At 49.3% G+C, this 24,014-nt stretch carries 19 protein-coding genes and 1 riboswitch; of the genes, 5 read left to right on the top strand and 14 right to left on the bottom strand.

The window, feature by feature from the left end; translation table 11 throughout:
- Window positions 1-6: 6 nt before the first annotated feature.
- The 3 genes from ACU52_RS10340 to ACU52_RS10330 are packed head-to-tail and all read right to left on the bottom strand — an operon-like array spanning window position 7 to window position 3,899.
- Window positions 7-1,284 carry a cell surface protein gene (locus tag ACU52_RS10340; RefSeq protein ID WP_239684910.1) on the bottom strand — a complete coding sequence of 426 codons (1,278 nt, stop codon included), beginning with the start codon at window positions 1,282-1,284 and terminating at the stop codon, window positions 7-9.
- 6 nt (window positions 1,285-1,290) lie between these two features.
- A complete protein-coding gene (locus ACU52_RS10335; RefSeq protein WP_053398743.1) occupies window positions 1,291-2,457 on the bottom strand; it encodes a YncE family protein in 1,167 nt (388 codons plus the stop codon).
- Window positions 2,457-3,899 carry a TonB-dependent receptor domain-containing protein gene (locus ACU52_RS10330; RefSeq protein WP_053398719.1) on the bottom strand — a complete coding sequence of 481 codons (1,443 nt, stop codon included), beginning with the start codon at window positions 3,897-3,899 and terminating at the stop codon, window positions 2,457-2,459. Before ACU52_RS10330 ends, ACU52_RS10335 begins: the two co-directional genes overlap by 1 nt.
- Before the next feature lie 114 nt (window positions 3,900-4,013).
- A riboswitch (cobalamin riboswitch) is annotated at window positions 4,014-4,202 on the bottom strand.
- A 588-nt stretch (window positions 4,203-4,790) separates the two neighbouring features.
- On the opposite strand from ACU52_RS10330, the gene ACU52_RS10320 reads away from it, so the two are divergent.
- From ACU52_RS10320 to ACU52_RS10310, 3 genes are all read left to right on the top strand, one after another.
- Window positions 4,791-6,434, top strand: a complete 1,644-nt coding sequence (locus ACU52_RS10320) for a helix-turn-helix domain-containing protein (protein WP_162207766.1) — start codon at window positions 4,791-4,793, stop codon at window positions 6,432-6,434.
- A 233-nt stretch (window positions 6,435-6,667) separates the two neighbouring features.
- Window positions 6,668-7,021, top strand: a complete 354-nt coding sequence (locus ACU52_RS10315; RefSeq protein WP_053398716.1) for a hypothetical protein — start codon at window positions 6,668-6,670, stop codon at window positions 7,019-7,021.
- Window positions 7,018-9,333, top strand: coding sequence for an outer membrane beta-barrel family protein (locus ACU52_RS10310; protein WP_053398715.1), 2,316 nt, complete (start codon window positions 7,018-7,020; stop codon window positions 9,331-9,333). The genes ACU52_RS10315 and ACU52_RS10310 overlap by 4 nt, the downstream gene beginning before the upstream one ends.
- 198 nt (window positions 9,334-9,531) lie before the next feature.
- Here the strand turns inward: ACU52_RS10310 and murI are convergent, their stop codons facing one another.
- The 9 genes from murI to ACU52_RS10265 all read right to left on the bottom strand — a co-directional run bounded on the left by murI (window position 9,532) and on the right by ACU52_RS10265 (window position 19,427).
- Entirely contained in the window at window positions 9,532-10,368 is an 837-nt protein-coding gene (gene murI, locus ACU52_RS10305; protein ID WP_021853542.1) for a glutamate racemase, read from the bottom strand.
- Window positions 10,369-10,603: 235 nt separating this feature from the next.
- Window positions 10,604-11,116, bottom strand: a complete 513-nt coding sequence (locus ACU52_RS10300) for an OmpH/Skp family outer membrane protein (protein ID WP_021853543.1) — start codon at window positions 11,114-11,116, stop codon at window positions 10,604-10,606.
- A gap of 68 nt (window positions 11,117-11,184) precedes the next feature.
- On the bottom strand, window positions 11,185-11,691 hold the full coding sequence (locus tag ACU52_RS10295; RefSeq protein WP_021853544.1) for an OmpH/Skp family outer membrane protein: 507 nt from the start codon (window positions 11,689-11,691) through the stop codon (window positions 11,185-11,187).
- Window positions 11,692-11,836: 145 nt separating this feature from the next.
- Complete coding sequence (locus tag ACU52_RS10290; RefSeq protein WP_021853545.1) at window positions 11,837-12,349, bottom strand: OmpH/Skp family outer membrane protein; 513 nt, start codon at window positions 12,347-12,349, stop codon at window positions 11,837-11,839.
- A gap of 114 nt (window positions 12,350-12,463) precedes the next feature.
- The gene (locus ACU52_RS10285) at window positions 12,464-15,079 is read right to left on the bottom strand and encodes a BamA/OMP85 family outer membrane protein (RefSeq protein WP_021853546.1); all 2,616 of its coding nucleotides are present in this window, start codon (window positions 15,077-15,079) and stop codon (window positions 12,464-12,466) included.
- A 24-nt stretch (window positions 15,080-15,103) separates the two neighbouring features.
- Entirely contained in the window at window positions 15,104-15,844 is a 741-nt protein-coding gene (locus ACU52_RS10280; RefSeq protein ID WP_021853547.1) for an isoprenyl transferase, read from the bottom strand.
- Window positions 15,837-16,517 carry a type IX secretion system protein PorG gene (gene porG, locus ACU52_RS10275; RefSeq protein WP_021853548.1) on the bottom strand — a complete coding sequence of 227 codons (681 nt, stop codon included), beginning with the start codon at window positions 16,515-16,517 and terminating at the stop codon, window positions 15,837-15,839. The genes ACU52_RS10280 and porG overlap by 8 nt, the downstream gene beginning before the upstream one ends.
- Window positions 16,518-16,553: 36 nt before the next feature.
- Window positions 16,554-17,969 (bottom strand): BamI family beta-barrel-assembly machinery protein, encoded by a 1,416-nt coding sequence (locus tag ACU52_RS10270; RefSeq protein WP_053398714.1) that lies wholly within the window; start codon window positions 17,967-17,969, stop codon window positions 16,554-16,556.
- 678 nt (window positions 17,970-18,647) lie between these two features.
- Window positions 18,648-19,427, bottom strand: a complete 780-nt coding sequence (locus ACU52_RS10265; RefSeq protein ID WP_053398713.1) for a hypothetical protein — start codon at window positions 19,425-19,427, stop codon at window positions 18,648-18,650.
- A gap of 348 nt (window positions 19,428-19,775) precedes the next feature.
- Between ACU52_RS10265 and ACU52_RS10260 the strand changes: the two genes are divergently transcribed.
- Window positions 19,776-19,979 carry a hypothetical protein gene (locus ACU52_RS10260; RefSeq protein ID WP_053398712.1) on the top strand — a complete coding sequence of 68 codons (204 nt, stop codon included), beginning with the start codon at window positions 19,776-19,778 and terminating at the stop codon, window positions 19,977-19,979.
- A gap of 417 nt (window positions 19,980-20,396) precedes the next feature.
- On the opposite strand, the gene pckA is transcribed toward ACU52_RS10260, so the two are convergent.
- Both pckA and ACU52_RS10250 read right to left on the bottom strand, forming a co-directional pair.
- A complete protein-coding gene (gene pckA, locus ACU52_RS10255; protein WP_053398711.1) occupies window positions 20,397-22,010 on the bottom strand; it encodes a phosphoenolpyruvate carboxykinase (ATP) in 1,614 nt (537 codons plus the stop codon).
- 419 nt (window positions 22,011-22,429) lie between these two features.
- The gene (locus ACU52_RS10250) at window positions 22,430-22,957 is read right to left on the bottom strand and encodes a hypothetical protein (RefSeq protein WP_147630840.1); all 528 of its coding nucleotides are present in this window, start codon (window positions 22,955-22,957) and stop codon (window positions 22,430-22,432) included.
- Between the two features lie 322 nt (window positions 22,958-23,279).
- On the opposite strand from ACU52_RS10250, the gene upp reads away from it, so the two are divergent.
- Complete coding sequence (upp, locus tag ACU52_RS10245; protein WP_053398709.1) at window positions 23,280-23,939, top strand: uracil phosphoribosyltransferase; 660 nt, start codon at window positions 23,280-23,282, stop codon at window positions 23,937-23,939.
- Window positions 23,940-24,014 lie beyond the last annotated feature (75 nt).

Below are 24,014 nucleotides of genomic sequence, written 5' to 3'. Positions count from 1 at the left end.
TGTTTGTTATTTATTTGTCTGTTTTGCTCGTCTTATGGTCAGGGGAGCCGCATTGGGCTGCATGTCGGCCTGCACGTGCAGGTCTTGCGCACGCGAAATCTCGGTAGAGGTCTCGCCCACCCATCCGCAATACTGGTTTACGCCGGTGTAGACACGTATGAAGTCGGCTCCCGGCAGACTGACTTTGTTACCCTGACTGTCCACAGCCCAGCCTATGTCGAAGCTGTTAAGACCGATAGAGTCGTTGGGATGATTGTCGGCATAGCCCCACGGATATGAGTAGAGAACATAGTAAGAGCCCCATCCGCTCACGTCCTTGCCGTTGTCGGGCAGTCGCGTTCCGCTGAACGTAAGCTCTTCGGCATCTATCCATTCGGGATAATAGCTCTGCGTATGGTACATGTTCTTATATATATGTCCGCTGTTTCCGCGGTTGTCTTTCCATGGTATGTAGAGCGTGTCGGTGAGCGTTCCCGAAGCGTCGGGCACAGGATCGTGCTCCACCGGACGGCTGTAGGTTATGCCGTAGTTCTTTATCGTGGCGCTGTTGTTATATTCGCTGCCGGCAAGCTCATACCATTCGTCGTCGTCAGGGCGTCCGTTCATGTTGCGGTCGAACGCCACCATCACTATGCCCGGCTCGCAGTTGCCGCCCCGCTGCTCGGCATATCCGGGTATGTCAGAGTAGAACGAGTTGCCTTTTATGTAAAAGTCTTTCTCGCCCGGCACGTTCACCACGGTGTGGTCGAAGGCAAACGTAACGTAGCCTCCATAGGCTCCGAGGGTTATCATCACGTCGTTCACTAGGTCGTCCTCGGCCTTCTGCCTCATTGTTTCAGTGTCGTCACCAGGCTCATAGATAGGCATCGTGTTGACAAACTGGCCCGGAGCGGGGCAATATTCATACACGCTTGCCGTATAGGGACTATACTCCACTTCCTCATGAAGCACCGTAACGGGAAATGTCTGCTTGTATCCGCGCCCGCCGTCGTCGAGCTCAAAGGTAATCACATACTCTCCTTCATGCTGCGCGAGGAAGATATACTCGCGGTCGGTGGAAAGGAGCGAGTCGGCGCCCGATGCCGTCCTGACGGTCCAGCGGTAAGAGTCGCCGGTGTAGGCAGGAGCAAGCCTGAGCTTCTTCATGCGTTCGATGTAGTAATAGTCGTCAAGACCCGAACTGACATTCTCGGCGTCGCGCTCGCACGAACACGGCAACACAGCCGCCACAACAACGGCAGACATGACCGAAAGGCGCACTATATGATGTTTTATTCTGTTCATAATGAATTATTTTGAAGAACCTTTTATGAAGCACATGTGGGCAGGAATGTCGCCCGTGCGCACGCTCCACTTGTGTTTTCCGTCTTTCGAATAGCAGTGAAGCACGCCGCTCGACACGTAGTTTTTGGCGTCGGTGATGTATATGTCGCCCGTGTCGGGATGTATGCTGATGCCATACGGAATGGTGATGTCGGCCTGAGTGCCGTCGGTTATGAACGAGTCGCTCACGCGCTGCAGCGTCTCGGTGTTTATTATTCCGTAGGTTATGGTGTTCTGCTGGGTAAAGTTGTTCCACTCAGTGCTGTAGTAATAGAGCGAGTCGCCGCTGATGCAGAAGTTTGAGCAGGGAATGTTGAGCGTGTCGGTAACTTCCATCTCGTTGCGTCCGCTCTTCTTCTGGAGCACGTAGAGATTAGAACTTATGGTCTCATAGTCGCCTCGCGACGTAACCCAAAGCCGTCCGTGGCGGTCGGCCCTGATGCGGTGGAGGTTGATTCCGACGGGTATCTTCTGCATCTGCCTGAACCCTTCAAACTCTATCACCGACACAGTGTTGTCGTAGTTGGGCGCCATGTAGCCGCCGGAGTTGGCCACATAGAGGTATTCGCCAAGCACTTCGAGCTCTTCGGGCTGGTAGCCCACGGTGCATTTGTCCACCACCTTGAGCGTGAGCGTGTCCACCTTGTAGACCGCGCCCTTAACGGCGTTAGGATTGTTGAGCTGAACGGGGCCGACGTAGGAGCTGACATAGGCGTGGCCGCGGTAGAAGTTTACGTAGCGGCAGTTGGGTATGTCCACCTGAGATATGCGCACCCCGGTGCGTGCGTCGAGCACTTCCATCTTGTTGGAGCAGTTGACCACGACGTAGAGTTTTGAGCCGTAGACACGTATGTCGTTGCCGACGTCGCCAAGTTCCTTTATGACATGGGGATTGCGCTCGGCGTAGAGGTTGCGCACATAGTAGCCCTGCACGAAGTCGAGATAGTCGAGCGTGCACTTGTTGCTGCCCATGTTGCCCTCGTTGAGCAGGTACATGCCTACGACATCGCTGCCTTCGGGCACGGTTACGGGCAGTATGTCGTACTCCGTAGGCACCACGACCTCATCTTCGCGGCATGACGACAGCAGGACAGCCGACAGCAGGAGGATATACAGAAAATGTATGTTGTGCATCATAATTCAAAACTTAGGGTAAGACGATAGTTGCGCTTGGGCATAGGATAGTTGAGTATCACGTCGTAGTCCTGGCTGAAGAGATTGTTCACTTCGAGCTGAACCTTGGCCGAATAGCGGCTCCAGCGGAAGCTGCGCGCAATGGAGATGTCGCTCGTGTACCACGGCTGCGTGTGGTTATACACGATGTTTTCCTGCTGATTGTAGCGTTCGCCGGTGTAGATAAAGCTGTAGTTAAGGCTCCATGAGCGCCATGTTGCCTGAACGATGGCCGAGCCGCTGTGCCATGGAATGTAGGGTATCTGGTCGCGATAGTAGGTGTCGGCCGGACTGGTTACGTCGATTGCTTCCTGATAGGTGTACTGAAGTTTGCCGGTGATATAAAGGTCGCGCAGCGGATTGAGCGTGAGCGAGCCGGTCAGGTCGACGCCGGTGATGCGCACACGGCCAAGATTGAGCATGGTCCAGCGGAACTGCGCGCCCTTGGGATAGGCCACAATCTTGTCGCGGACGAAGTTGCGGTAAGCATCGGCATGAAGGCTCCATTCGGTCAGAAAGCCGCGGCTGCGGCGACTGTCGTAGGCAAAACCGATGTTGTATTGGGTGGTGTATTCGGGCCGCAGCTGCGAGTTGCCCATGTCGGCATAATAAAGGTCGTTGAACGTCGGCATGCGGAAACTGCGCTTGGCAAAGGCGCGGAGCGTAAAATCGGAGCTGCCGAAGGGCGCCCACGACAGGAAGAAGGCGGGAGTAAGCACGGTCTTGTCGCCTGCCGACTTGGCCAGACGGGTGCGGTCGTGAACGTAGTTAAGCACAAGGCTGCCCTGCATCTTGACGCGGCCGAGGGTAATGGCGGTGGCTGCCGAGAGAAAATGGTGCCAGCGGGTGGGATAAACGAAGCCGTACATGTCGGCATCCATCGTGTTCCACTGCACGTCATAGGCAGCCGAAACGTCCCAGAAGTTGGTGATGTTGTACAGATGTGACGACGACAGATACAGCTCCTTCTGCCGGTAAACGTTGTCGATCATCATCACGGTGGTGTCCTTGTTGACGTATTTGGTTAGATAATAGGCATACTTTGCCATCAGACGGGTGTGATAACGGCTGCCGAAATCTTTCTGTATTGAGCCTTGCACAAACGAGTTGTTGTCCCAGATGCGCTCACCGCGGCGCCAAACATTGTTGACAATGGCCCCCGGCACGCCGCGCTCCGAGGTGTAGTTGTATGCTTTGAGCATCCACTCGCCGCCGCTGATGGTGCCGAAGAGCGCGCCCTCCATGCGCGTGGCGCGCACGTCGCCGTTCTGTCTCACGGCGGTGGTGTCGTACATTATCTCGTCGGTCATGACGGCCTTGCGGCGGTAGCGGAACTTATACTTGCCGCTGCTGCTGAGCCACTCGCCGCTAAACGATGCCGACACTTTGTCGGAAAGGCTCACATGCTTTTGCGCTTAGCCCGTAAAGACAGCCATGCACAAGAACATAATGGCTAATCTTTGTTTCATAAAAAATTAAGAATGCTCTCCTGAAGCCTAATCCACGAGGCTGCGGAAGGTTATTAAAACAGCAAGGCAGGTCTTCTGACTTACCGCCCGGATGCGAACGCCTTCCCGAAAAAATGTCAGTGGCTTCATTGTTCGCACCCCGATATAAGGGCGGATTACAGCAGCGGGTCTGTCCGGGATTCTCACCCGGTTCCCTTTTAATCGCCATACGGCGAACCGTTGCGTGGGCAAAGTTAAGTGTTTTTATATTAACGGCACCATGTTTTTACATAAATGTTTTAAATTTAACATATCGGCAGGTAAACAGCGAGTTGACAGACATGACGGCAAAGAACATCGGCACAAGGCACAAGAACCACTGCCGGAACATGGACCAAGACACATGGACTGAAAGGCGGAAAGCAACAAGACGAAAGGTCTGCTGACGCAAAAGAAAAGGCATGGCGAAAGCAGCATGAATGTAAAAGGCCACGTTTTGCGATGTAAAAGGTATCCTTTTAGGCTGCAAAAGATGGTCTTTCAGGAGCCAAAAGGCAACCTTTCGCAACGCGCTGAATATCAGCACATTACAAAGGCGCATAAAAGACGGTCTGTCTTACCGCAAAACCACCACGCACATTAACTTTAGACGGACTGCCCGGACAGTGTTTATCTGTGATGCATTTCTCCCCCGTAAACATCTATGCGACAAAGACTGACACAGGCGTGTGTAACGGCGAACGAAAACAACAAAGTATTTTGATTTGGATTTGCCTTAAAATCCTTATCTTTGCATGACAACAAACATGAAATAAGCTATTTATGCATAAAAAGGCAATATATATAATGATGCTGGTTGCGGTGCTGCTTGCGTCATGCAGTTCACCCGGAAGGAAGGCGCTGGAGCTAAGCGACAATATGCTGAAGACAGCACCGGAGAGGGCATTGGCCATACTGGACTCTATAGAAAATGCCGGAGGACTGAACAGGGAAGAGCAGCTGCACCTGGTATGGAACCGGGCTATGGCCCATCAGATAATGGGGATGTCTCTGGCTGAGGACGAACAGCTGCCGGAGGCCATCATACACTATCGTGAAGAGGCCGACAAGCAAACAGACAGCTATCTTCTGGAGGCATCATACCTGAACTGGAAAGGCAAGAGGGCTGACGCCATAAACGTCCTAAACAAAGGGATTGGCAAGATTAAGGATTCAACAAAACGGGTTAAGCTGATGGCCGAACAGGCAAGGCTGCTTGAGCTTCAGCGGGAATACAGCAAGGCTGCCGAGGTGATGGAAAGGGCGCTGGAACTTAATCCGACGAAACGTGACAAAGCAATATTGAACTATAAGATAGGGCTGAACCTTTCGTTAGCGGGAGACCCTCGGTCGGAACAATTTTACAGCCAAAGCGTAAGGATGGCCACTGAGAACGGCGACACGGCCATGGCGTGTGAGTTTCTGCGCAACTATGCCGACTATCTGGCAAACAACGGAAAGTATCGCCAATCTAACAACGTTTACCGCGAGATAAGCCGAATGATGCCGCAGATGGCAGGTCTGTCGGCCATTCAGATGGCCATGGCAGGAAACTATATCAATCTGCACATGCCCGACTCTGCGCGCATCTGCAACGAAAAGGCCATAGAGAGCGAAGCGAGACTTGAGGCAAAAGGCTTTGACGACATTTCGCGCAGGATGGTGATAGAGCTGGAGCGCTGCCTGTTAGACTACGGGGACGGAAAGCCCGTATCTTATGTTGGCTTATCCCGGTATTGCGACTCGATAACTGCCGACATGCATGCCAAGGAGAGCACCCTGGCAAGACGGCAGGAAGCGAAGGAGCGCCTGCAGTGGGCAAACCACGAACTGAGACTTGACAGACAGCGTATGGGATGGATGCTGGCGGCAGCAGTGCTGTTGCTTCTGCTCGGCGTGGCTGGCGGATGGATATATTACAGAAACCGACTAAGCCGGCTGGCTGAAGCCGAAAACAGCATAGACACGCTGAAAAGGATGCTGAAAGAGACGCAGACTCCGGCGGAAGAAACACCTGAAGAAAAGCAGCAGAAGAGTGAAGACGACGCCTTCTTCAAGAAAATACTTTTGCAGCAACTTGGAATTATACGCATGGTGGCAAGCACCCCGACCAACCATAACCAGGCTCTTCTGAAACGCATAGCCGGCATCAGTGAGGGCAAGATTCAGACAGACAGTCTGCTTGTGTGGCCTGATCTTTATCTTGTAATTGACCGTCTTTATGACAACTTCCACAACAGGCTTACGGAACGATACGGCAATGTGCTTACGGAAAAGGAGATACAGATTGCCTGCCTGTTGTGCGCCGGCTTCTCAACAAAAGAGATTGGCGTAGTAACACAGCAGTCGGATGCCACGATTTATGTCCGCAAGACTTCCATCAGGAAGAAGACCGGGGCTGCCGAAGGACAGGACATCGTGTCCTACATCAACGGCATTAAGGCCGATTAAGACGCGGCAGGGCGACATTTAGATTTACAAAAAGCGTAACCACTGATATTCAGCAGGTTACGCTTTTCTTATTAAGACTTTTTATTTGTCTGTTTAGTCGTTGTAAGGTTCTTCTTCGCCGTAACTTTGCATCGTCAGAAGCTTAAATCCATAAAGGGCGCATGGGGCATACTATCATGACGCCCGGCCTCTGACGGCAAACCATAATATCAACAAAACGGAGAAGAACTATAATGAGAAAAAGCAGATTTGTAAAAACAGCAGGCAGCCTGGTGGTCATCATGCTTATTGTGCTTGCATCAGCCGGACAACTGCATCTGCCCGGACACGGCAACAGGACCAACAGAAGTTTTGAAGAGACGGTAGTAAGCCATGTGCAGGCCACACTTGCCAAGGGAGAAAAGGTAGAACTCGGCAGCAGATTCTTATGTAAAGACTATAAGGAAAACGGCGAGCTGCGTTTCGCCTGCAACATAACTTACTGTGTGGTTTCAGAAAATGGCGTAAAAGAAATGCATACAGCCCATGTGGTATGCAATGAAGATAAAGACAGAATAATTGAATGGAAGGAGATTGAGAAGCAATGAACATAAGGAAACGTTTCACATTGATTGTAGCAGCAGGCCTTGCCTTATCCTCTTTATCCGGCAAGGACATAAAAGGCCGTGTTACCGATACAGACGGGGTGCCTATGGAATTTGTAAATGTGGTACTTCTTCATGATTCTGCATTTGTCGACGGAGTTATTACCGACGGCAACGGCTGTTTCTGTCTGTCATACGACGCAGCGCAGGGATTAAGGTTAAGGCTGTCATACGTGGGTTTCGACTCAAGATATGCCGACATCACTCCTGACGGCGAACTGGGCGACATCAGGATGACGGCCTCAGCCAACACCATGCTGGAGAATGTGGTGATAAAAGGCAACGCCTCTAAAACTTATCTGAAGGGAAACGCTCTGGTAACGAATGTGGAGAACAGCATCCTGGCCAAGGCAGGAACGGCAAAAGATGTGCTCAGACAGATTCCAATGGTTGTTGAAACCAACGGAAATCTGGAAATATTTGGCAAGGGGACGCCTGCCGTTTATATCAACGGACGTAAGATCAACGACTTGCAGGAATTATCAACACTATTGTCCGGCAATATCCGGAATGTGGAGGTGATAAGCAATCCTGGTTCATCTTATGCGGCAGATGCAAAGGCCGTAATACGCATCCGCACGAAAAAGCCACAGGGAGACGGATGGAGCGGCACGTTCAGGTCGGAAGACGGATTCAGACATTACTTTCAAAGTGGCAACATGATGAACCTTAAATACCGTGCAGGAGGTTTTGAAGTATTCTCCACCTTGACATACGATACGGGCAGAAGCAGGGAAAAGAAGTTTACAGACATGGCTACTGTTACAAAATCAGAATGGAACCAACAGCTCTCCACGGCCAACACCAGGCATTATAAAGGCTTTTCAGGCAAATTGGGCTTTTCATGGACAATCAGCAGCGGCCATTACATAGGAGCCTTTTATCAGAACGAATATGCAAAGAATGAAATAAGGTCGTTTCTTGAAAGCGATGTGTCTGAAAACGGAACGTTTTACGACAGTTGGAGCACTGATGCCGACGACATATCGGAGAACACTCCAAGGCATGCTGCGAACATTTATTACAACGGACAGATAAACAAACTAAGCATCGACTTCAATGCCGATTACATCTGGAACAGAGGAACGCAGCAGACCACTAATGAAGAGACAAGTCTGATGCAGGAAGACCGCTACATAACGACATACAGCAAACGCAAGACCAGCATGGCTGCCGAGAAACTGGCATTAAGCTATCCTGTAGGGAAAGGTGTATTGACATTGGGCGAGGAATATACAAGATCCAGCACAGACAACCGCTTCAATACTGAATACGCCAACCTCAACAGCAGTCATTCAACGATAAGGGAAAGCAATATAGCCTGCTTTGTTGAGATAATGCAGCAGTTAGGCCGGATAAGCATCGGTGCGGGACTGAGGTATGAACATGTAAACTATGACTATTTTGAGCATTCTCGGTCTGAAAACAACCTCAGCCGGACCTATAACAACATCTTCCCTTCATTCAATGCCAACACAAGGCTGGGCGACCTGCAGATGTCGCTATCATATGGCAACAGGGTGGAAAGGCCGGGCTATTCGGCGCTGAATGCCAATGTTTCATATCTTAACAGAATGACGTACGAGTCGGGCAATCCGCGCCTACAGCCAACAAGACTGCACAACCTGGAGTACAGAATGGTGTGGAGGAACTATTTTGCACAGGTGGCCTATACCTATTTTGACAATCCCATTGTAAATACCACCAGGCCATACAGCAACGACGGAGAGAAAACCATCCTTACTTATGAGAACTTTAGCAGGAGGCACTTCGTGCAGGCATTTATGGGCGGACAGTTCAGGCTTGGGATATGGCAGCCACGTGTAAATGTGGGAATGTTTACGCAGTGGTTTGACATTGTGGTCAACGGCAACAGCAAAAGCATGAACAAGCCCATAGGCATTGTGCAATGGCAAAATGCGATACATCTGCCAATGGACATCTGGCTGAACATCGACTGCCAGTTTACAACTGCGGGAAATGACAGAAATATCTATGCGGCCCATTCTTCATACATAAATGCAAAGCTATACAAGGATTTCTGCAAGAACAGACTTAGCATGACACTTGAGGCACGCGACATATTCAACGGCTCACGCCAGAATCTTACTCTATACAACAATGCCGTAACGCTTAACCAGAAGAATTTCAGTGACATGCGGTGCCTGATGTTCACACTGCAGTACAACTTCAACGTAACACGTGACAGATACAGAGGCACGGGCGCAGGCAACATGGAGAAAAAACGCTTATAAATATCATGCAGAAGCCTTGTGTTTTTAAGGGTAAATCGTGACGGATGACACAAGAGCAGATTGCTGCAACGGCGAAACAGACGGGAAAGATTCAGGGCGGCACGCTGCAAAAAGACATTGCAGCATGCCGCCCTGAACGGTATGTTATTAAGAATTGAACAAAAAACCGTAAGCCGCAGATGAGGCAAGCCTGCGGATTTATCCCAGCGTGATGTTCTCTACGTCAACCCGCTCATGCAGAAAGAGCTGAGCCGACTCGCGGAACTTGTCGGTGTTCTCCGTGGTGAGATAATGGCACAAGCCGTTCTTTGTACACTTTGCCTCAATGTCGGGATGGCGCACAAAGTAGTCTTTTAGGCTGTTGGACACATACTCGCCCTGCGGAACTATCTTGACACCGCGCGGCGTATACTTCAGAATCTTGTTGAGCAGCAGCGGATAGTGAGTGCAGCCGAGGATGATTGAGTCAATCTGCGGGTCGCGTATCATGAGGTTCTCAATGCGCTTCTTTACAAAATAGTCGGCACCCGGACCGTCGTACTCGTTGTTCTCCACAAGCGGAACCCACATTGGGCAAGGCTCGCCCGTAACGGTGATGTCGGGGAATAGCTTGTTTATCTCGAGCACATAGCTCTCGCTCTTTATTGTTCCCTCGGTGGCAACGATGCCCACGTGGCGGCTCTGAGTGATGCTGCCTATACACTCGGCCGTGGGACGTATGATGCCCAGCACACGGCGGTTAGGGTCGAGAGAGGGCAGGTCGTTCTGCTGAATGGAGCGCAGGGCCTTGGCCGAAGCCGTGTTGCATGCCAGGATTACGAGATGACAGCCCATGCTGAAAAGCTTCATGACAGCCTGCCGCGTAAACTGGTAAACCACGTCGAACGAGCGCGCTCCGTAAGGCGCACGTGCGTTGTCGCCAAGATAAAGATAATCATAGTGTGGCAGAATGTTGCGCATCTGATGCAGGATGGTAAGTCCGCCGTAACCCGAATCGAACACTCCTATAGGGCCTGGTTTTTCTGAAAGCTGCATAAGCACTGATATTTTATACGTTGAAGGCTGCCTGCAAATGCGCTGCTGACAAATTAAGCCGGTGGCACACGGGCATACAGCCGTTGAAATAAGGCCGGACCTGCCACACAAGGCGCACGGCTCCGGCCTGAAAAAGACATCAGCCACGCACGTCTGAGGCCATAAGGCAGAACCTCAAAGACATGCCGGCATGACAAATAACTGTACGGCATGCACGGCCTGAGCCGGCATGCTGCTATTTCTCCAAATATGTAAACATGTTGCGCACCAGCGAGCTTATGTCCTCACCGCTCGTAGTGTCGATATACGGCACGGCGTCGTTGTCGGTGTTGAGGATAAAGGCATATCCGCGCTCGCGGCCAACCTGACGCAATATTTCGTTAAGACGCTTCTTCAGAGGCGCATACATGTCGGCCTCGGCCTGCTCGAGCAGGCGGGCAGCTTCTTTCTTGAAAGACACGCTGTTGTTGAGAAGCTCCTGCAACTCATATTGTCTTTTCTTCAGAATTGAAGGCGCAAAGTCTTTCTGACCCTCAAGAAACGCCTCATATTTCTGGTTGAACTCTTCTTCAGAGCGCTTTGTCTCGTTGGCATACTGACGCTTAAGCTCAGCCAGACTCTTCTGCATGTCGGCATAGCCGGGCATGGCCTTGATAGCCTCGCTATAGCTTAAATAACCAAACTTAACCTGTGCGTCGGCCATGGCAGCCGGCAGGAGCAACAACAAAAAAAGAATAAGTTTCTTCATAGAGGCATAGTTAAAAAGTCAAAAGCGCCGCCTCCCTGATGGAAAGCAGCGCTCGTTATAGTGTTTAATTATTTCAGTTTATTCATTTCAGCTTTCACATCTGCCGTAACATCCTTGCTCAGAGTGTCGCTGATGTAAGGTATGCCGCCCGATACGTCCATGATGTAAACATATCCGCCGTTCTTGCCTACATTCTTTATGGCAGTCATTATCTTGGTCATGATAGGCTGCATCTTCTCCTGCTGAGCTTTCTGCAGAGCCTGCTGGTTGTCCTGCAGAGCCTGCTGATATTTCTGGAACAGCTGCTGCAGTGAAGCCTCTGTCTCCTGACGCTTTGTCTCGTTCATTGTGCTCTTTGTACGGTCATACTCGTCAGACTTTTTCTGAATTTCGTCCTGCATGGCCTTCATATCATTCTCATACTGCTTAGACTGAGCTTCAAGCTCGCCGCGGGCCTTGATGAATTCGGGAAGGCTCTGCATGATAGCCTGTGCGTCAACATGTCCGAACTTAGCGTTCTGGGCAAACAATGTCAGAGGTGCGCACAGCAACAACATTAAAACTAGTTTTTTCATTTCTTAATTGCAATTTTTATATTTAAATGTTTATTATTTGTCTGCAAAGATAATGCAAGCAGCGAGAACTACAAAATAAAAGAGTGTGAAATGCGCTTTTATTTTAATTTCAGGCGCCGGCCATATCTTGTTCAAACACAAGACATTAGTTAGAATAGCCCAACTTCGACAACACTTCGTTGCTTATGTCTATCTTCGGCGAGCCGAAAATGATGCTTGTGTCTGACGCACGGTCGAGTATGAGCGAATATCCACGCAGGTCGGCAATGTCTTTCACCGCGTTGTAGATTTCCTCCTGAATCGGAGTCATCAGACTGGTGCGCTTCTTGAAGAGCTCGCCCTCCGGTCCGAAATACTTGCGCTTAAGCTCGCTAGCCTCCTTCTCCTTGTTCATTATGGCCTCCTGGCGCTCCTTCTTCTGCTCCTGAGAGAGGAACACCACCTCGTTCTGATAGTTCTTGTACATGGTCTGAGCCTCTGTGTTGAGGGCGTCCACCTCTGCCTGCCACTTCTTGGCCACCTGGGTGAGCTGCTCGTTGGCACGCTCATAGGCAGGGATGTTCTTCAGGATATACTCCATGTCGACAAGAGCAAACTTCTGCGCACTGGCCGTAAATGCAACGGCCAGCATGGCAAACATCATCAATATCTTCTTCATACTTTTTCTCCTTATTATAAATTAAACTGACAAAACCGACGTGACAGATACGCCTATATGTCCTGACGGCCAATTTATTAACTCTCTTTATCTTGACATTCGGCATCTAAGCCATTAGAACTCCTGTCCGAGGATGAAGTGGAACTGTGAGCCGCCGCGTGTGCCGAACACCTTGTCGAAGCCGTAAGCCCAGTCGATACCCATAAGACCTACCATCGGCAAGAAGATGCGGACACCGATACCGGCTGAACGCTTCATGTCGAACGGGTTGAAGTCCTTGGTGTCGTTCCATGCGTTACCTGCCTCAAGGAATCCAAGACCATAGATTGTGGTGTTGCCGAGCAGGAACGGATAACGAAGCTCAAGAGTGAAGCGGTCGTAGGCATAGCCCTCATATCCGTAAGGAGTGAGGCTACCGTTGTCGTATCCGCGCAAGCCGATAGTTTCTTCGGCATAACCTGTTGAGTAGCCGCTCATACCGTCACCACCCATATAATAGGTTTCGAAAGGCGACTTCTTATACTTGTTGTAAGAACCGAGCAGACCGAACTCTACGCGGGTCATGAGCACGAAACACTTCTGTCCGTTGGTAAGTGCGGTATATGTCTTGGCGCGGAACTTCCACTTGTGATACTCAACCCAGCGGTATTTCTCCTGCTGCTCGGCTGTGTATGTCGGCGACTCCGGATTGACGGCAAGGTTCTTGTAGTCCTTATGATCGAACGCTGACCAAGGCGGAGTGATTGTGAGCGATGCCATGAACTCTGAACCGCGGCGCGGGAAGAGCTGGTTGTCGGTAGATACACGCGACAGGGTGATGCCCAGGTTAAGGTTGTTACAGTTACCGTTGGTAACGATAAAGTACTGCCAGTTCTTCAGCATATAGCGCTGGTAGGCCAGCTCGACAGACAACTGGAAGTAGTCGTCAGGCCAGCGCAGACGCTTACCCCATCCCACTGACACACCGAGCAGCTTGACATACTTGTCGGGGTCGTAGAAGTTTTCATAATAATTATTGTAACTGTTTCCGTAACCGTAAAGGTAGTTATAATAATTATTCATGTAGGCGCTGTTGTAATAGTTGCTCGACACGTCGGTCTGCTTAGAGAAGTAAGCTCCGACGGTGAACTGTATAGGACGCTTTCCGCCGAACCAGTTGGTTGAGTAAGATGCGTTGTACGACTGATAATACGTACCGTTGGTCTGCGCTCCGATAGAAAGCACCTCACCGTCGCCGACGGGCAATATGCCGCGGTGCTCCTTATTCTTGTTGAAGAGGTTGGCCATTGAGAAGTTGTTGAGCTTCAAGCCGATACGTCCGATGACACCGGTCTGTCCCCAACCGAGCGAGAACTCAACCTGGTCGTTAGACTTCTGAACAAGATCCCAGTTGATGTCAACGGTTCCGTCTTCATAGTTAGGTCTTACATCCGGATTGATCTGCTCAGGGTCGAAGTGTCCCATAGACGCCATTTCACGTGCTGAACGCATCAAGGCCTCCTTCGAGAAAAGGTCGCCCGGCTTTGTTCTCAGCTCACGGCGCACAACGTTTTCATACACACGGGTGTTACCGTTGATGCGCACACGGCTGATGTGGGCCTGGTTGCCCTCCATGATACGCATCTCAAGGTCGATTGAGTCGCCAACGATGTTCACCTCGGTAGGCTGCAGATTGTAGAACAGATAACCGTTGTTCCAGTACTCATTGCCCACAGCGTCGTCGTCTTCAGAGAGTCGCTTGTGCATGAATTTCTGGTTATACACATCACCCTTCTTCATGCCGAGCAGACGGCTCAGATAGTCGGTTGAGAACACGGTGTTGCCCACCCATGTTATGTTTCTTATATAATATTTCTTTCCTTCGTCCACCTTCAGATAAATGCTGACATGCTTGTCGTCAACGTTCCATACGCTGTCTTCAACGATGGTGGCATCGCGATAGCCAAGTTCGTTATACTTGTCTATAAGGTTCTGCTTATCAGTCTTATATCGTTCGGGGGTATATTTCTTCGATTTAAGGAATGTCGACAGCTTGCCGGCCTCGTGTGTCTTGGTGAAGGCACCCTTTGTGAACAGTCCGCCCTTAATCTTAGAGTCGCTCAGGTTCTTGTTGCCCTCAATGATAATCTGGCGCACCTTCATCTTCTCCTTCTTGTCAATCTCGACGTCAAGTATCACCTGATTCTTAGCCGTTACGTCGTCGCGCTGGCGTATGTTTATCTCAGCATTCTTATAACCCTTGTCGTCGAAATAGTTTTTGGCCAGCAGCTCAGCACGGTCTATCATGTTAGGCGTAATCTGGTTGCCCTTAAGAAGTCCGAGCTTTGTCTCAAGGTCCTCACGTTCAGACTTCTTCACACCTATATAATTAATAGTTGACACACGCGGGCGCAGAGCCAGATAGAAGTGCAGATATATCTTGTCGCCTACAATAGAGTCGGCCGCAATCTGCACGTTTGAAAACAGTCCGTGCTTCCAATAGCGCTTCACTGCCTCTGTAATCTCCTGACCCGGAAGCTCTATTTTCTGGCCGACGGTAAGGCCCGAAATACCCGTAAGCATATAATCTTCGTAACCTTCCACGCCTGACACAGCGATTCCGCCGATAACACCGGAACGCGGAGTGCCCGCATAAGAGATTTCAGGATTAACAATCTTTTCCTGCGCTACAGCCCCAATGCTGAAAAGCAATGCAGCGAGCAGTGTCAAGCATCCTATTATTCTGTTCATCTTATATGTCTGTTGTCTTGAATATTAATTATCGTTTTCAACTTGTTCCTCGGTCTTGCCGAAGCGTCTTTGGCGCTTCTGATAGCTTGCAATGGCCTCATGCAGGCTCTGCTCGTCGAAGTCGGGCCAGTAAGTGTCGCAGAAATAAAGCTCCGAATAGGCTATCTGCCAGAGCAGATAGTTGGATATGCGCACCTCTCCGCCCGTGCGTATCAGCAGGTCGGGGTCGGGCATGAAGCGTGTCTGCATGTGGTCTGCCACGACATTCTCGTCGATTGCGTCGATTGCGAGACGTCCGTCCTTAACCTCGGCGGCTATGTTCTTTACGGCGTTGGTTATCTCCCACTTTGAAGAGTAGCTGAGAGCCACCACCATCGTCATGGCACTGTTGTCCTTGGTGTGCTCCATTGTCTCGTCCAGCTTCTCCCTGACCTGTAGCGGAAGCCTGTCGACATCACCGATAACGCGGAAGCGCACATTGTTCTTCATGAATATCTCGTCCTCAAGAGCCGTGAGCACAAGGCCCATAAGTGCGGCCACCTCATCGGCGGGGCGGTTCCAGTTTTCGGTTGAGAAGGTGTAAAGCGTCAGATACTTCACGCCGAGCTTCACACACTCTGACGTGATTTTCCTAACCGACTCAACACCGGCCTGATGGCCGTAGCTGCGCTTCTTGCCGCGCTCAGTTGCCCATCTGCCGTTGCCGTCCATGATGATGGCAATGTGCTGCGGTATACGGTTCATGTCAATCTTAGTCTCAGTCATCTTTATTACATGTTATACATTTAGGCATGAAGCTGTAGGTTAATGTCAGCTTCAGAGCCGAATAGCAGTCAGTATTTTTGAAAAGTCCCGAACTCTTGATGCAGTAAGGGTCTGCCACGCCGTCGAGCTTGTCGCTGAGCGAGAAGTGGACAGCCCACTCAAGGCCAAGGTTCAGCCGCGACCCTATTTTATATTTCACGCCCAGGCCGAGCGGAAGGTTTGCCGTAAACACGTTGTCGGCGTCTGCCTTTACGTATGTTGCGCCAAGTCCGAGGAATATGAACGGAGTGAGGCGCTTGGCTCCTCTGTACTCACGGCCCGTGCCATAAGGCCAGAAGTTGTATTCATAAGTTATTCCGAGGTCGATGAGCGTGTTGCTGAATTCAACCGGATTGTCGGAATACTCGGGATACCATGTCTCAAGCCCGGCCGAGCTGCCCTTCAGCTTTCCATATGAGAGGTCGAGCTTAAGGCCCATGTACGGATTGATTACACGTCTGAGAATGAGCGACGCCATGGGCTGCATGTTCTTGGTCACGTTGCCGTTGAAGTCGCCCTCGTATGCCACCATGCCTGCGCCCACACCAATCTCCATCTTATATTCGTTGTCGTCTTGTGCCATTGCACAAAGCGACAGCGCCGAGACAATGATGCAAAGCAGGATTTTTCTCATTTACGGGTGGTGAACTGTTATTATACGGTTATTTTGTTATTTTGTGAACGAGGTCTGGTTGTCGGCCCATCCCAGCTTGTTGAGCCTTCCGCGCCACACCTGTCCGTTGCCGCCGCATATTATCCAAAGGCAGTTTTCGTCGTCAACCGTTATGGCAAACGTGTTGCTCGTTCCGTTGGTGAAGCCCTCGGGCATAACATAGCTGTCGTCTGTATGCCATGTCAGTCCGTTGTCCTGGCTTACATATATCTTTCCGAATGCTTTTTCCTTGCATGTGCCGAGCGCTGTTCCGCCCATGGCTATGAGCACGTCGCCGTAGCGTGTCATCTTGAGGTCAGACAGACGCGGCAGCTGATAGTTGTTCTCTTCGTTGCATTCTATCCATGAGTGCTGCTCCGAACCTGGGGCATACTCCTCTATCTTGCTCCACACGAAAGCCACAGAGTCTGCCGTAAAGGCGTCGTCGGCAGGATTGCCGGCTATTATTATGCGCTCTGAGCTTTTGTCTGTGTTAAGCGCGAAGGTGGCAAGTCCGGCATTGTGCACGGGCAACTTTGCCTCGTCGCCTACTATGTTGTCGGCTGTCCATGTGGCACCGTTGTCGGCAGAGCTTACGGGTCTGCCTGCCGCATCCATGGCATATATCTTGCTTGTGCCTGCGCCAAGGAGCTGTCTGATATCAGCGGCTGCCACTGCTGTCCAGGCCGTTCCGTCGGCAGATGTCATCACGGTGCCGTTGCTGAGCGTATACAGCATGTTGTCCTTCACGATAACGCTCTTGTAAGCGTCGGCGTCGAGCTGAGTTGCCGCAGTCAGGGCGGTCCATGTGCCTGCCGCATCAGTTGTCAGAGCTGTAGTTGCCGTTCCGTTGCTTCCGAACAGCATCACCTTGCCGTTGAGCGTAACGGCCTTCATGCCGCTCATGGCCGTAAAGCGCGGCTCCACGGGCAGAGCGTTCCAGCGGAATGAGTCGGGATCTTCCTTATGGACGTTCACGCTGACCTTGTAGGCACGATAGTATGCTCCGCCTACCGAATATACTCTGAACTCGCGCGGCTGTGTGAAGTCTACAGAGTCAGAGCTGCTGTAATACGACAGGGTGTCGCTGTCTACATTCTTTATCACCACGATGCCCGAGTTCTTGCTTCCCACGTTGCATATCACGTGCGCGGCATCAGTGCCTGCGGGCAGAGAGTCGGGGTTGTAAATCTCGCGTTTAAGCTGGTCGATGTAGAATTTGTAGTTGCTGCCGGTAATCTCTACCTTGTAGACGCTGTCCTCTCCTTCGGATGACAGAGTGTGAAGATACTGATTGACCGTACCTAAAGAAAATGACGTTATGGCGGTGTCGTCATAATATACAAAATTGTTGTCGTTGTCGTCACTAAGGCATGAAGCCAGTAAAAATGTCCCGGAGAACAGTATTGCCAAACACTGGATAATACGTTTCATTCGCTGAATATTTTCTATTTTTAGCTGCAAATTTAATCAGAATTCCTTAAATAAAGCCTGATTTTAAATACTTTATTGTCTAAATTATTAATAAATTGGACTTTTTATATACATATATAAGTTTTTTTAAAGTTTTTATAAAAAAGAGGCCGGTATGAATCACTCACGCCGACCTCACAAAACCTTAACTGATGTTGGTGTTAATCAAATTAATGATGTACATTTTGGTCATCAACAAAATTTAAGACCAACATCACTTAATTAAAAATCTAATAACATAATCTTTACCTTAAATCTATCAAACTACTAACCTATGAAAACGTATTCTCACGAACACGAAGCAAAGATAGCGCATTGTGTGCGAACACACAAGCGTTTTACTTTGTTTTTTGCATCAAAAAGCTGTTTTTTTGACTTAAATCAAAACACTTGTTTTTCGTCAACGCAAACAGGCTGCCGCACGACAGCCGACCACCTAAAACGGCCCGAACGGCCACGGAATATGCCCCCGCACGCCGCAGCATGCACGGACGGAAACCGGGCGGCGGCAGCCTGCACGGGAGCTAAAAGCCTGCGGCAGGACATGACAAAAGCCGCGCCCGGCCACACATGCACACGCATGCAGGCCGGGCGCACATACCGCCCTGAAAGGGACAAAAAGACTATCACGCAGCGGCATCAGCGGCGCGTGAACACCATGCCGTCTACCACAAAGCTCTCCTTAATTCCGCCAGAGGCACCGACAGACACGGGCGACTTGACCGTAATCTGGCGTGTTGACGGGTTATAAACGAGCACGGCACGGTAAGTGTTGCCGTCGCGTCCGCCTACATACTCAATCACAGCCTTGTTGCCCTCTATCTTGCGGGCCCTTATCAGGCTGTTGTCCACCTTCATTCCGTTGCCGTATGCAACATAAATAGTTCCGTAGCACATCTCGCTTCCGCCTTCGGCGTTTTCCTCATACATGCTCTTGTAGTAGAGGTTTATGCGCAGCGTGCCGTCGCCCTTTGCCAGTTTCCATTCACCGTTGAACGGCGACGCCCTGTGCAGGACATACGAATTCTGCGGCAGTTTCTTCAGTTCGTCGTCCACATACGAGAAGCCGTCGCTGCTGGTCATCTTCAAACTGCCGTCTGCCATATACTCGAAGCTGAGCCTAGAGTCTTTCTCAGCAAAGTAGGCTGTGGCCGTGGCCCTGTTGCCGCTCATCTTAAGGTTTTCAATCGTATACGCCATCGACGTGTCATCGGGCTTGATTCTTATTATGCCGGCACACGGGTCGCCGTCCATCGAGTTAGGGTCAGATATACTCTTTCCGTAGAAGTCGATGTCGACATACAGTCCGTCGGCATACCAGGCACCCTTGAACGGACGGGCAGTCTGAGCCTGAGCCGCAGTTACAGACGAGAATAACAACACACTGATAATAGCTTTTAGCAGCATTGCAGGTTTCATAATTTTGAGATAAGATGGTTAGGTTAAACATTTAAGAAACTCATCCCCGCAGGGCATACAAGGGCGGAAGACGCACAATGACACGCACGGGATATTTTTTTACAAATATACTGAATTTATTTTTCTTTCGTGCCGGCAGGATAAAAAAAATAAAAGCGCAACCGCATAATTTATATAAGGCAGAGGGGATATGGCATGAAATGTTGACAACTGTAAAATGCGCAGAAACAAAGGGCCTGGCCTAATGCCGGCACCACAAAAACAGCCTGCTTTGCAAAAGACGGCAAACGGCACGCCGAAACATGGCCTTTTGCAGGCTGAAAGGGCACCTTTTGGAACGTAAAAGGTATGCTTTTGCAAAGCCGTAAAATGCAATATGTTTTCAAGAAAGGCTCATCACCCACGACAATATGGTATAACCGACTGACTGTCAACAACATAAGCCACAGCAAACCATGTCTGCAGCTCATCACGCCGGGATGCCATGAGGCAGATGTGATGAGTCAATACATCAACTCATCACACCGCAAACGTCTGACATACAGCGCATAACATACCGCCGTGATGAGTGACGAGTAAATACGAAAAACTTTTCTGTTTCATATTATCCCAAATCGTCATCATATCGTATATGGCTTAATCCATTTTGTTCATTCATGCCTTCAAGCCGTCTTTTTGTCTCTATTGAAGCATTTTCGTCTGTTTTTAATGACATAGCCCGCCATAACCGCGAAAGGCGAAAACTACGACCCGCTCAATATTAAGCAAAAATACAGACTGAATAACAACGGCAGACTTGGGATTATCCATCTGCCCCACCCCTCCGACAGGCATCAGGGGCTGTCAGGCAGACTCACCGCACGCTGCACGGCAGGGCGCCATGGGCCATACGGCAGGGCACAAAAAGAAAGTAGGCATGCCATAAGGCACGCCTACTTAAAAGGATATCTAAATCTATTTTATTCAGAATTAGAGTTTCGGACCTGCAGCTACGAGAGCCTTACCAGCCTCATTTCCTTCGTACTTAACGAAGTTCTTGATGAAGCGGCCTGCGAGGTCTTTAGCCTTAGCTTCCCACTCAGCAGCGTCAGCGTATGTGTCGCGCGGATCGAGGATCTTAGGATCAACTCCAGGAAGTTCTGTCGGAACCTCGAAGTCGAACATAGGTATCTTCTTTGTAGGAGCGTTGTTGATAGAACCGTCGAGGATAGCGTCGATGATACCACGTGTGTCGCGGATTGAGATACGCTTGCCAGTTCCGTTCCAACCTGTGTTAACCAGGTAAGCCTTAGCACCGCTCTTCTCCATCTTCTTAACCAGCTCCTCAGCATACTTTGTAGGATGCAGCTCGAGGAATGCCTGACCGAAGCAAGCAGAGAATGTAGGAGTAGGCTCTGTGATACCACGCTCTGTACCAGCCAACTTAGCAGTGAAGCCTGAGAGGAAGTAGTACTTAGTCTGCTCCGGAGTCAGGATAGATACAGGAGGCAGTACGCCGAATGCGTCAGCTGACAGGAAGATTACCTGCTTAGCAGCCGGTGCGTGAGAAACAGGCTTAACGATGTTGTCGATGTGGTAGATAGGATAAGAAACACGAGTGTTCTCAGTTGTGCTCTTGTCTGTGAAGTCAATCTTGCCCTCAGCGTCAACAGTTACGTTCTCGAGCAGAGCGTCGCGGCGGATAGCGTTGTAGATATCGGGCTCGCTCTCCTTGTCGAGGTTGATAACCTTAGCGTAGCATCCACCTTCGAAGTTGAACACGCCGTTGTCGTCCCATCCGTGCTCGTCGTCACCGATAAGCAGACGTTTCGGGTCAGTAGACAGAGTTGTCTTACCTGTACCAGACAGACCGAAGAAGATAGCTGTGTTCTCGCCGTTCTTGTCGCAGTTAGCAGAGCAGTGCATTGAAGCGATGCCCTTCAGCGGCAGGAAGTAGTTCATCATAGAGAACATACCCTTCTTCATCTCACCACCATACCATGTGTTGATGATAACCTGCTCTCTTGAAGTTACGTTGAACACAACAGCTGTCTCTGAGTTCAGACCGAGCTCCTTGTAGTTTTCAACCTTAGCCTTAGAAGCGTTGTAAACAACGAAGTCAGGCTCAAAGTCCTCAAGCTCCTCCTCAGTAGGACGGATGAACATGTTCTTTACGAAGTGAGCCTGCCAAGCTACCTCCATGATGAAACGAACAGCCATACGTGTGTCCTTGTTGGCACCGCAGAAACCGTCGATAACATAGAGTTTCTTGTTTGAAAGCTCATTCTTTGCTATTTCCTTAACAGCAGCCCAAGCTTCCTGAGAAGCAGGTTTGTTGTCGTTCTTATATTCGTCTGAAGTCCACCATACAGTGTCCTTTGAAGTTTCATCCATTACGATGAACTTATCTTTAGGAGAACGTCCGGTGTAAATACCTGTCATTACGTTTACTGCACCGAGTTCTGTCACCTGACCTTTGTCAAAACCCGTAAGGCCGTCTTTTGTCTCTTCCTCAAACAATACCTCATAAGACGGGTTGTAAAGAACCTCAGTTGTACCTGTGATTCCATACTTTTCTAAAACTGACTTATCAAACTTTGCCATTTTAATAATATATTAAAAAGTGAATTATTTGTTCCTGATAGTTACCTTAAATCGGCTGCAAAGTTAGCAAAAAATCGATTATCAGCCAACAATGAAGGGTATAAAAAACACCTATAAAAAGTCTTTTTAGGTTAAAGTATTAAAAATTTAAACTGCCCGAAGTATTTTTGCAATTTGCACTTTGCAAAAACAAACGCTTCTCTAGACAAAAAGACTGCAAAACACTTTATAACCTAGCATCTTGCGCAAATCTTTAAATTATAACAAACAAGCTACTTCTATATCACGACGGAGACCACGAAAAGACGCAGCACCATATAAAACAGGAGTAAACATGGCTAGCACTTTGACAAAACAGGAAGTTATATCTGTAAATAAATCATAGGAAAATACTTACAACTGACTTTAAAACGTTTTAGTTACCATATTGCTTTCGTTTTAAAGAACTTCCATTTTAATTTGTCTGGACTTACCGGAAAATAAACGCCAACCGTATTTCCTTCTACGTCATAAGATATGCACTTGACGAAAGTTGTGGCCTCATAATATCCGTAGCTCATGTTCGGATTAAGGACAAAGCCAACTTTGCCATTGTTGTAATCAGCATAAGCACCTATCGAGTCTTCATCATGAGTAAAATATTCACCTGTCACGACCCAATCTTCATAAGTTGCAGGAATATACTTCAGCACCTTGACGGCTGACACAAAATAAACAGCGCCAGGTGTCAGCCCGTAATCGCTTATCCATGAGCCGAACTTTGCCTTTTCCCATTTATCATATTTCAATTCACCATTGTATCCGTACAGTGAATCCTTATGCCATTCCAAATCATCCTTTACGCTGTCATTATGCTCTCTATTTTCCAATACTGCATCACGAAAAGATTCCTTATCGCCATAAAACTTGACATCAGGATAAGTATAAACAACCTTACCGTCTTTCATTATATGACGCTCAGTATCATTATCTTCATTAGAACATGAAAACATGATAAAAGCAAAAAGCATAAAAATAACGTATTCCACTCTTTTCATATGGCAAACATATAAATTTTATCGACATGCAAGAAATATATTAATACAAAATAATGTTTTTAACAAAATTATATAATAAACTTTATTGTATTACTAACATTTAAGCTTATTGACAAACATACTTATGCTACATGCCATCATGTTATATGAAAAAAGAAAAATATATCGTTTCATACGAATTTTTTTTGCATTGCAACATATTTACGTTATCTTTGTCTTTCAAAAACGACTTATGGAAATCATAGACCTTAGTAAAGGAAACTCAATCATCAATCAGTATCTGGCAGAGATAAGAGACGTAAACTATCAGCAGAACCGCCTGCTGTTCCGCAACAACATAACGCGCGTGGGCGAGATGATGGCCTACGAGATAAGCAAGACGCTCGAATATGAGACGAAAGACGTAACCACGCCCCTGGGCGTATCGCGCGTCAGCGTGCCTGCCGACAAGATTATCCTTGCCACGATATTCCGCGCCGGACTGCCTTTCCACAACGGATTCCTCAACGTGTTCGACCATGCCGGAAACGCCTTTGTGAGCGCATACCGCGAATATACCGACAACGAGCACACCGAGGTGGGCATACATGTTGAATATCTTGCCACGCCGAGCATCGACGGCAAGACGCTCATCATAGCCGACCCCATGCTGGCAACGGGCGGATCGATGGAGCTGGGCTACAAGGCCTTCCTTACCAAAGGCACGCCCAAGCGCATACACATAGCCTGCGTGATAGCCACACCCGACGGCATAGACCACATAAAGAAGACTCTGCCCGACGACAAGACCACAATATGGTGCGCAGCCGTTGACCCGGGCATGAACGAGCACAAATACATCGTGCCGGGATTCGGCGATGCCGGCGACCTGTGCTACGGCAGCAAGCTGTAATCATGACAGACTATTTTTCTTAGCTCAGACTGCTTTCATCAAGATTAGGATTAAGGAAAAACATATAAAAAAGAA

The organism is Xylanibacter rarus, assembly GCF_001275135.1.
In the GTDB taxonomy this organism is placed as follows: domain Bacteria; phylum Bacteroidota; class Bacteroidia; order Bacteroidales; family Bacteroidaceae; genus Prevotella; species Prevotella rara.
The sequence above is the reverse complement of the archived record's forward strand: the minus strand, read 5'-3'. Positions and strand labels throughout refer to the sequence as shown.

What these genes read in the sequence shown, in the direction of transcription:
- ACU52_RS10340 (WP_239684910.1), bottom strand. Translation starts at nt 1,284, where the DNA reads ATGAACAGAATAAAACATCATATAGTGCGCCTTTCGGTCATGTCTGCC.
- ACU52_RS10335 (WP_053398743.1), bottom strand. Translation starts at nt 2,457, where the DNA reads ATGCACAACATACATTTTCTGTATATCCTCCTGCTGTCGGCTGTCCTG.
- ACU52_RS10320 (WP_162207766.1), top strand. Translation starts at nt 4,791, where the DNA reads ATGATGCTGGTTGCGGTGCTGCTTGCGTCATGCAGTTCACCCGGAAGG.
- ACU52_RS10315 (WP_053398716.1), top strand. Translation starts at nt 6,668, where the DNA reads ATGAGAAAAAGCAGATTTGTAAAAACAGCAGGCAGCCTGGTGGTCATC.
- ACU52_RS10310 (WP_053398715.1), top strand. Translation starts at nt 7,018, where the DNA reads ATGAACATAAGGAAACGTTTCACATTGATTGTAGCAGCAGGCCTTGCC.
- murI (WP_021853542.1), bottom strand. Translation starts at nt 10,368, where the DNA reads ATGCAGCTTTCAGAAAAACCAGGCCCTATAGGAGTGTTCGATTCGGGT.
- ACU52_RS10300 (WP_021853543.1), bottom strand. Translation starts at nt 11,116, where the DNA reads ATGAAGAAACTTATTCTTTTTTTGTTGTTGCTCCTGCCGGCTGCCATG.
- ACU52_RS10295 (WP_021853544.1), bottom strand. Translation starts at nt 11,691, where the DNA reads ATGAAAAAACTAGTTTTAATGTTGTTGCTGTGCGCACCTCTGACATTG.
- ACU52_RS10290 (WP_021853545.1), bottom strand. Translation starts at nt 12,349, where the DNA reads ATGAAGAAGATATTGATGATGTTTGCCATGCTGGCCGTTGCATTTACG.
- ACU52_RS10285 (WP_021853546.1), bottom strand. Translation starts at nt 15,079, where the DNA reads ATGAACAGAATAATAGGATGCTTGACACTGCTCGCTGCATTGCTTTTC.
- ACU52_RS10280 (WP_021853547.1), bottom strand. Translation starts at nt 15,844, where the DNA reads ATGACTGAGACTAAGATTGACATGAACCGTATACCGCAGCACATTGCC.
- porG (WP_021853548.1), bottom strand. Translation starts at nt 16,517, where the DNA reads ATGAGAAAAATCCTGCTTTGCATCATTGTCTCGGCGCTGTCGCTTTGT.
- ACU52_RS10270 (WP_053398714.1), bottom strand. Translation starts at nt 17,969, where the DNA reads ATGAAACGTATTATCCAGTGTTTGGCAATACTGTTCTCCGGGACATTT.
- ACU52_RS10265 (WP_053398713.1), bottom strand. Translation starts at nt 19,427, where the DNA reads ATGAAACCTGCAATGCTGCTAAAAGCTATTATCAGTGTGTTGTTATTC.
- ACU52_RS10260 (WP_053398712.1), top strand. Translation starts at nt 19,776, where the DNA reads ATGCTTTTGCAAAGCCGTAAAATGCAATATGTTTTCAAGAAAGGCTCA.
- pckA (WP_053398711.1), bottom strand. Translation starts at nt 22,010, where the DNA reads ATGGCAAAGTTTGATAAGTCAGTTTTAGAAAAGTATGGAATCACAGGT.
- ACU52_RS10250 (WP_147630840.1), bottom strand. Translation starts at nt 22,957, where the DNA reads ATGAAAGACGGTAAGGTTGTTTATACTTATCCTGATGTCAAGTTTTAT.
- upp (WP_053398709.1), top strand. Translation starts at nt 23,280, where the DNA reads ATGGAAATCATAGACCTTAGTAAAGGAAACTCAATCATCAATCAGTAT.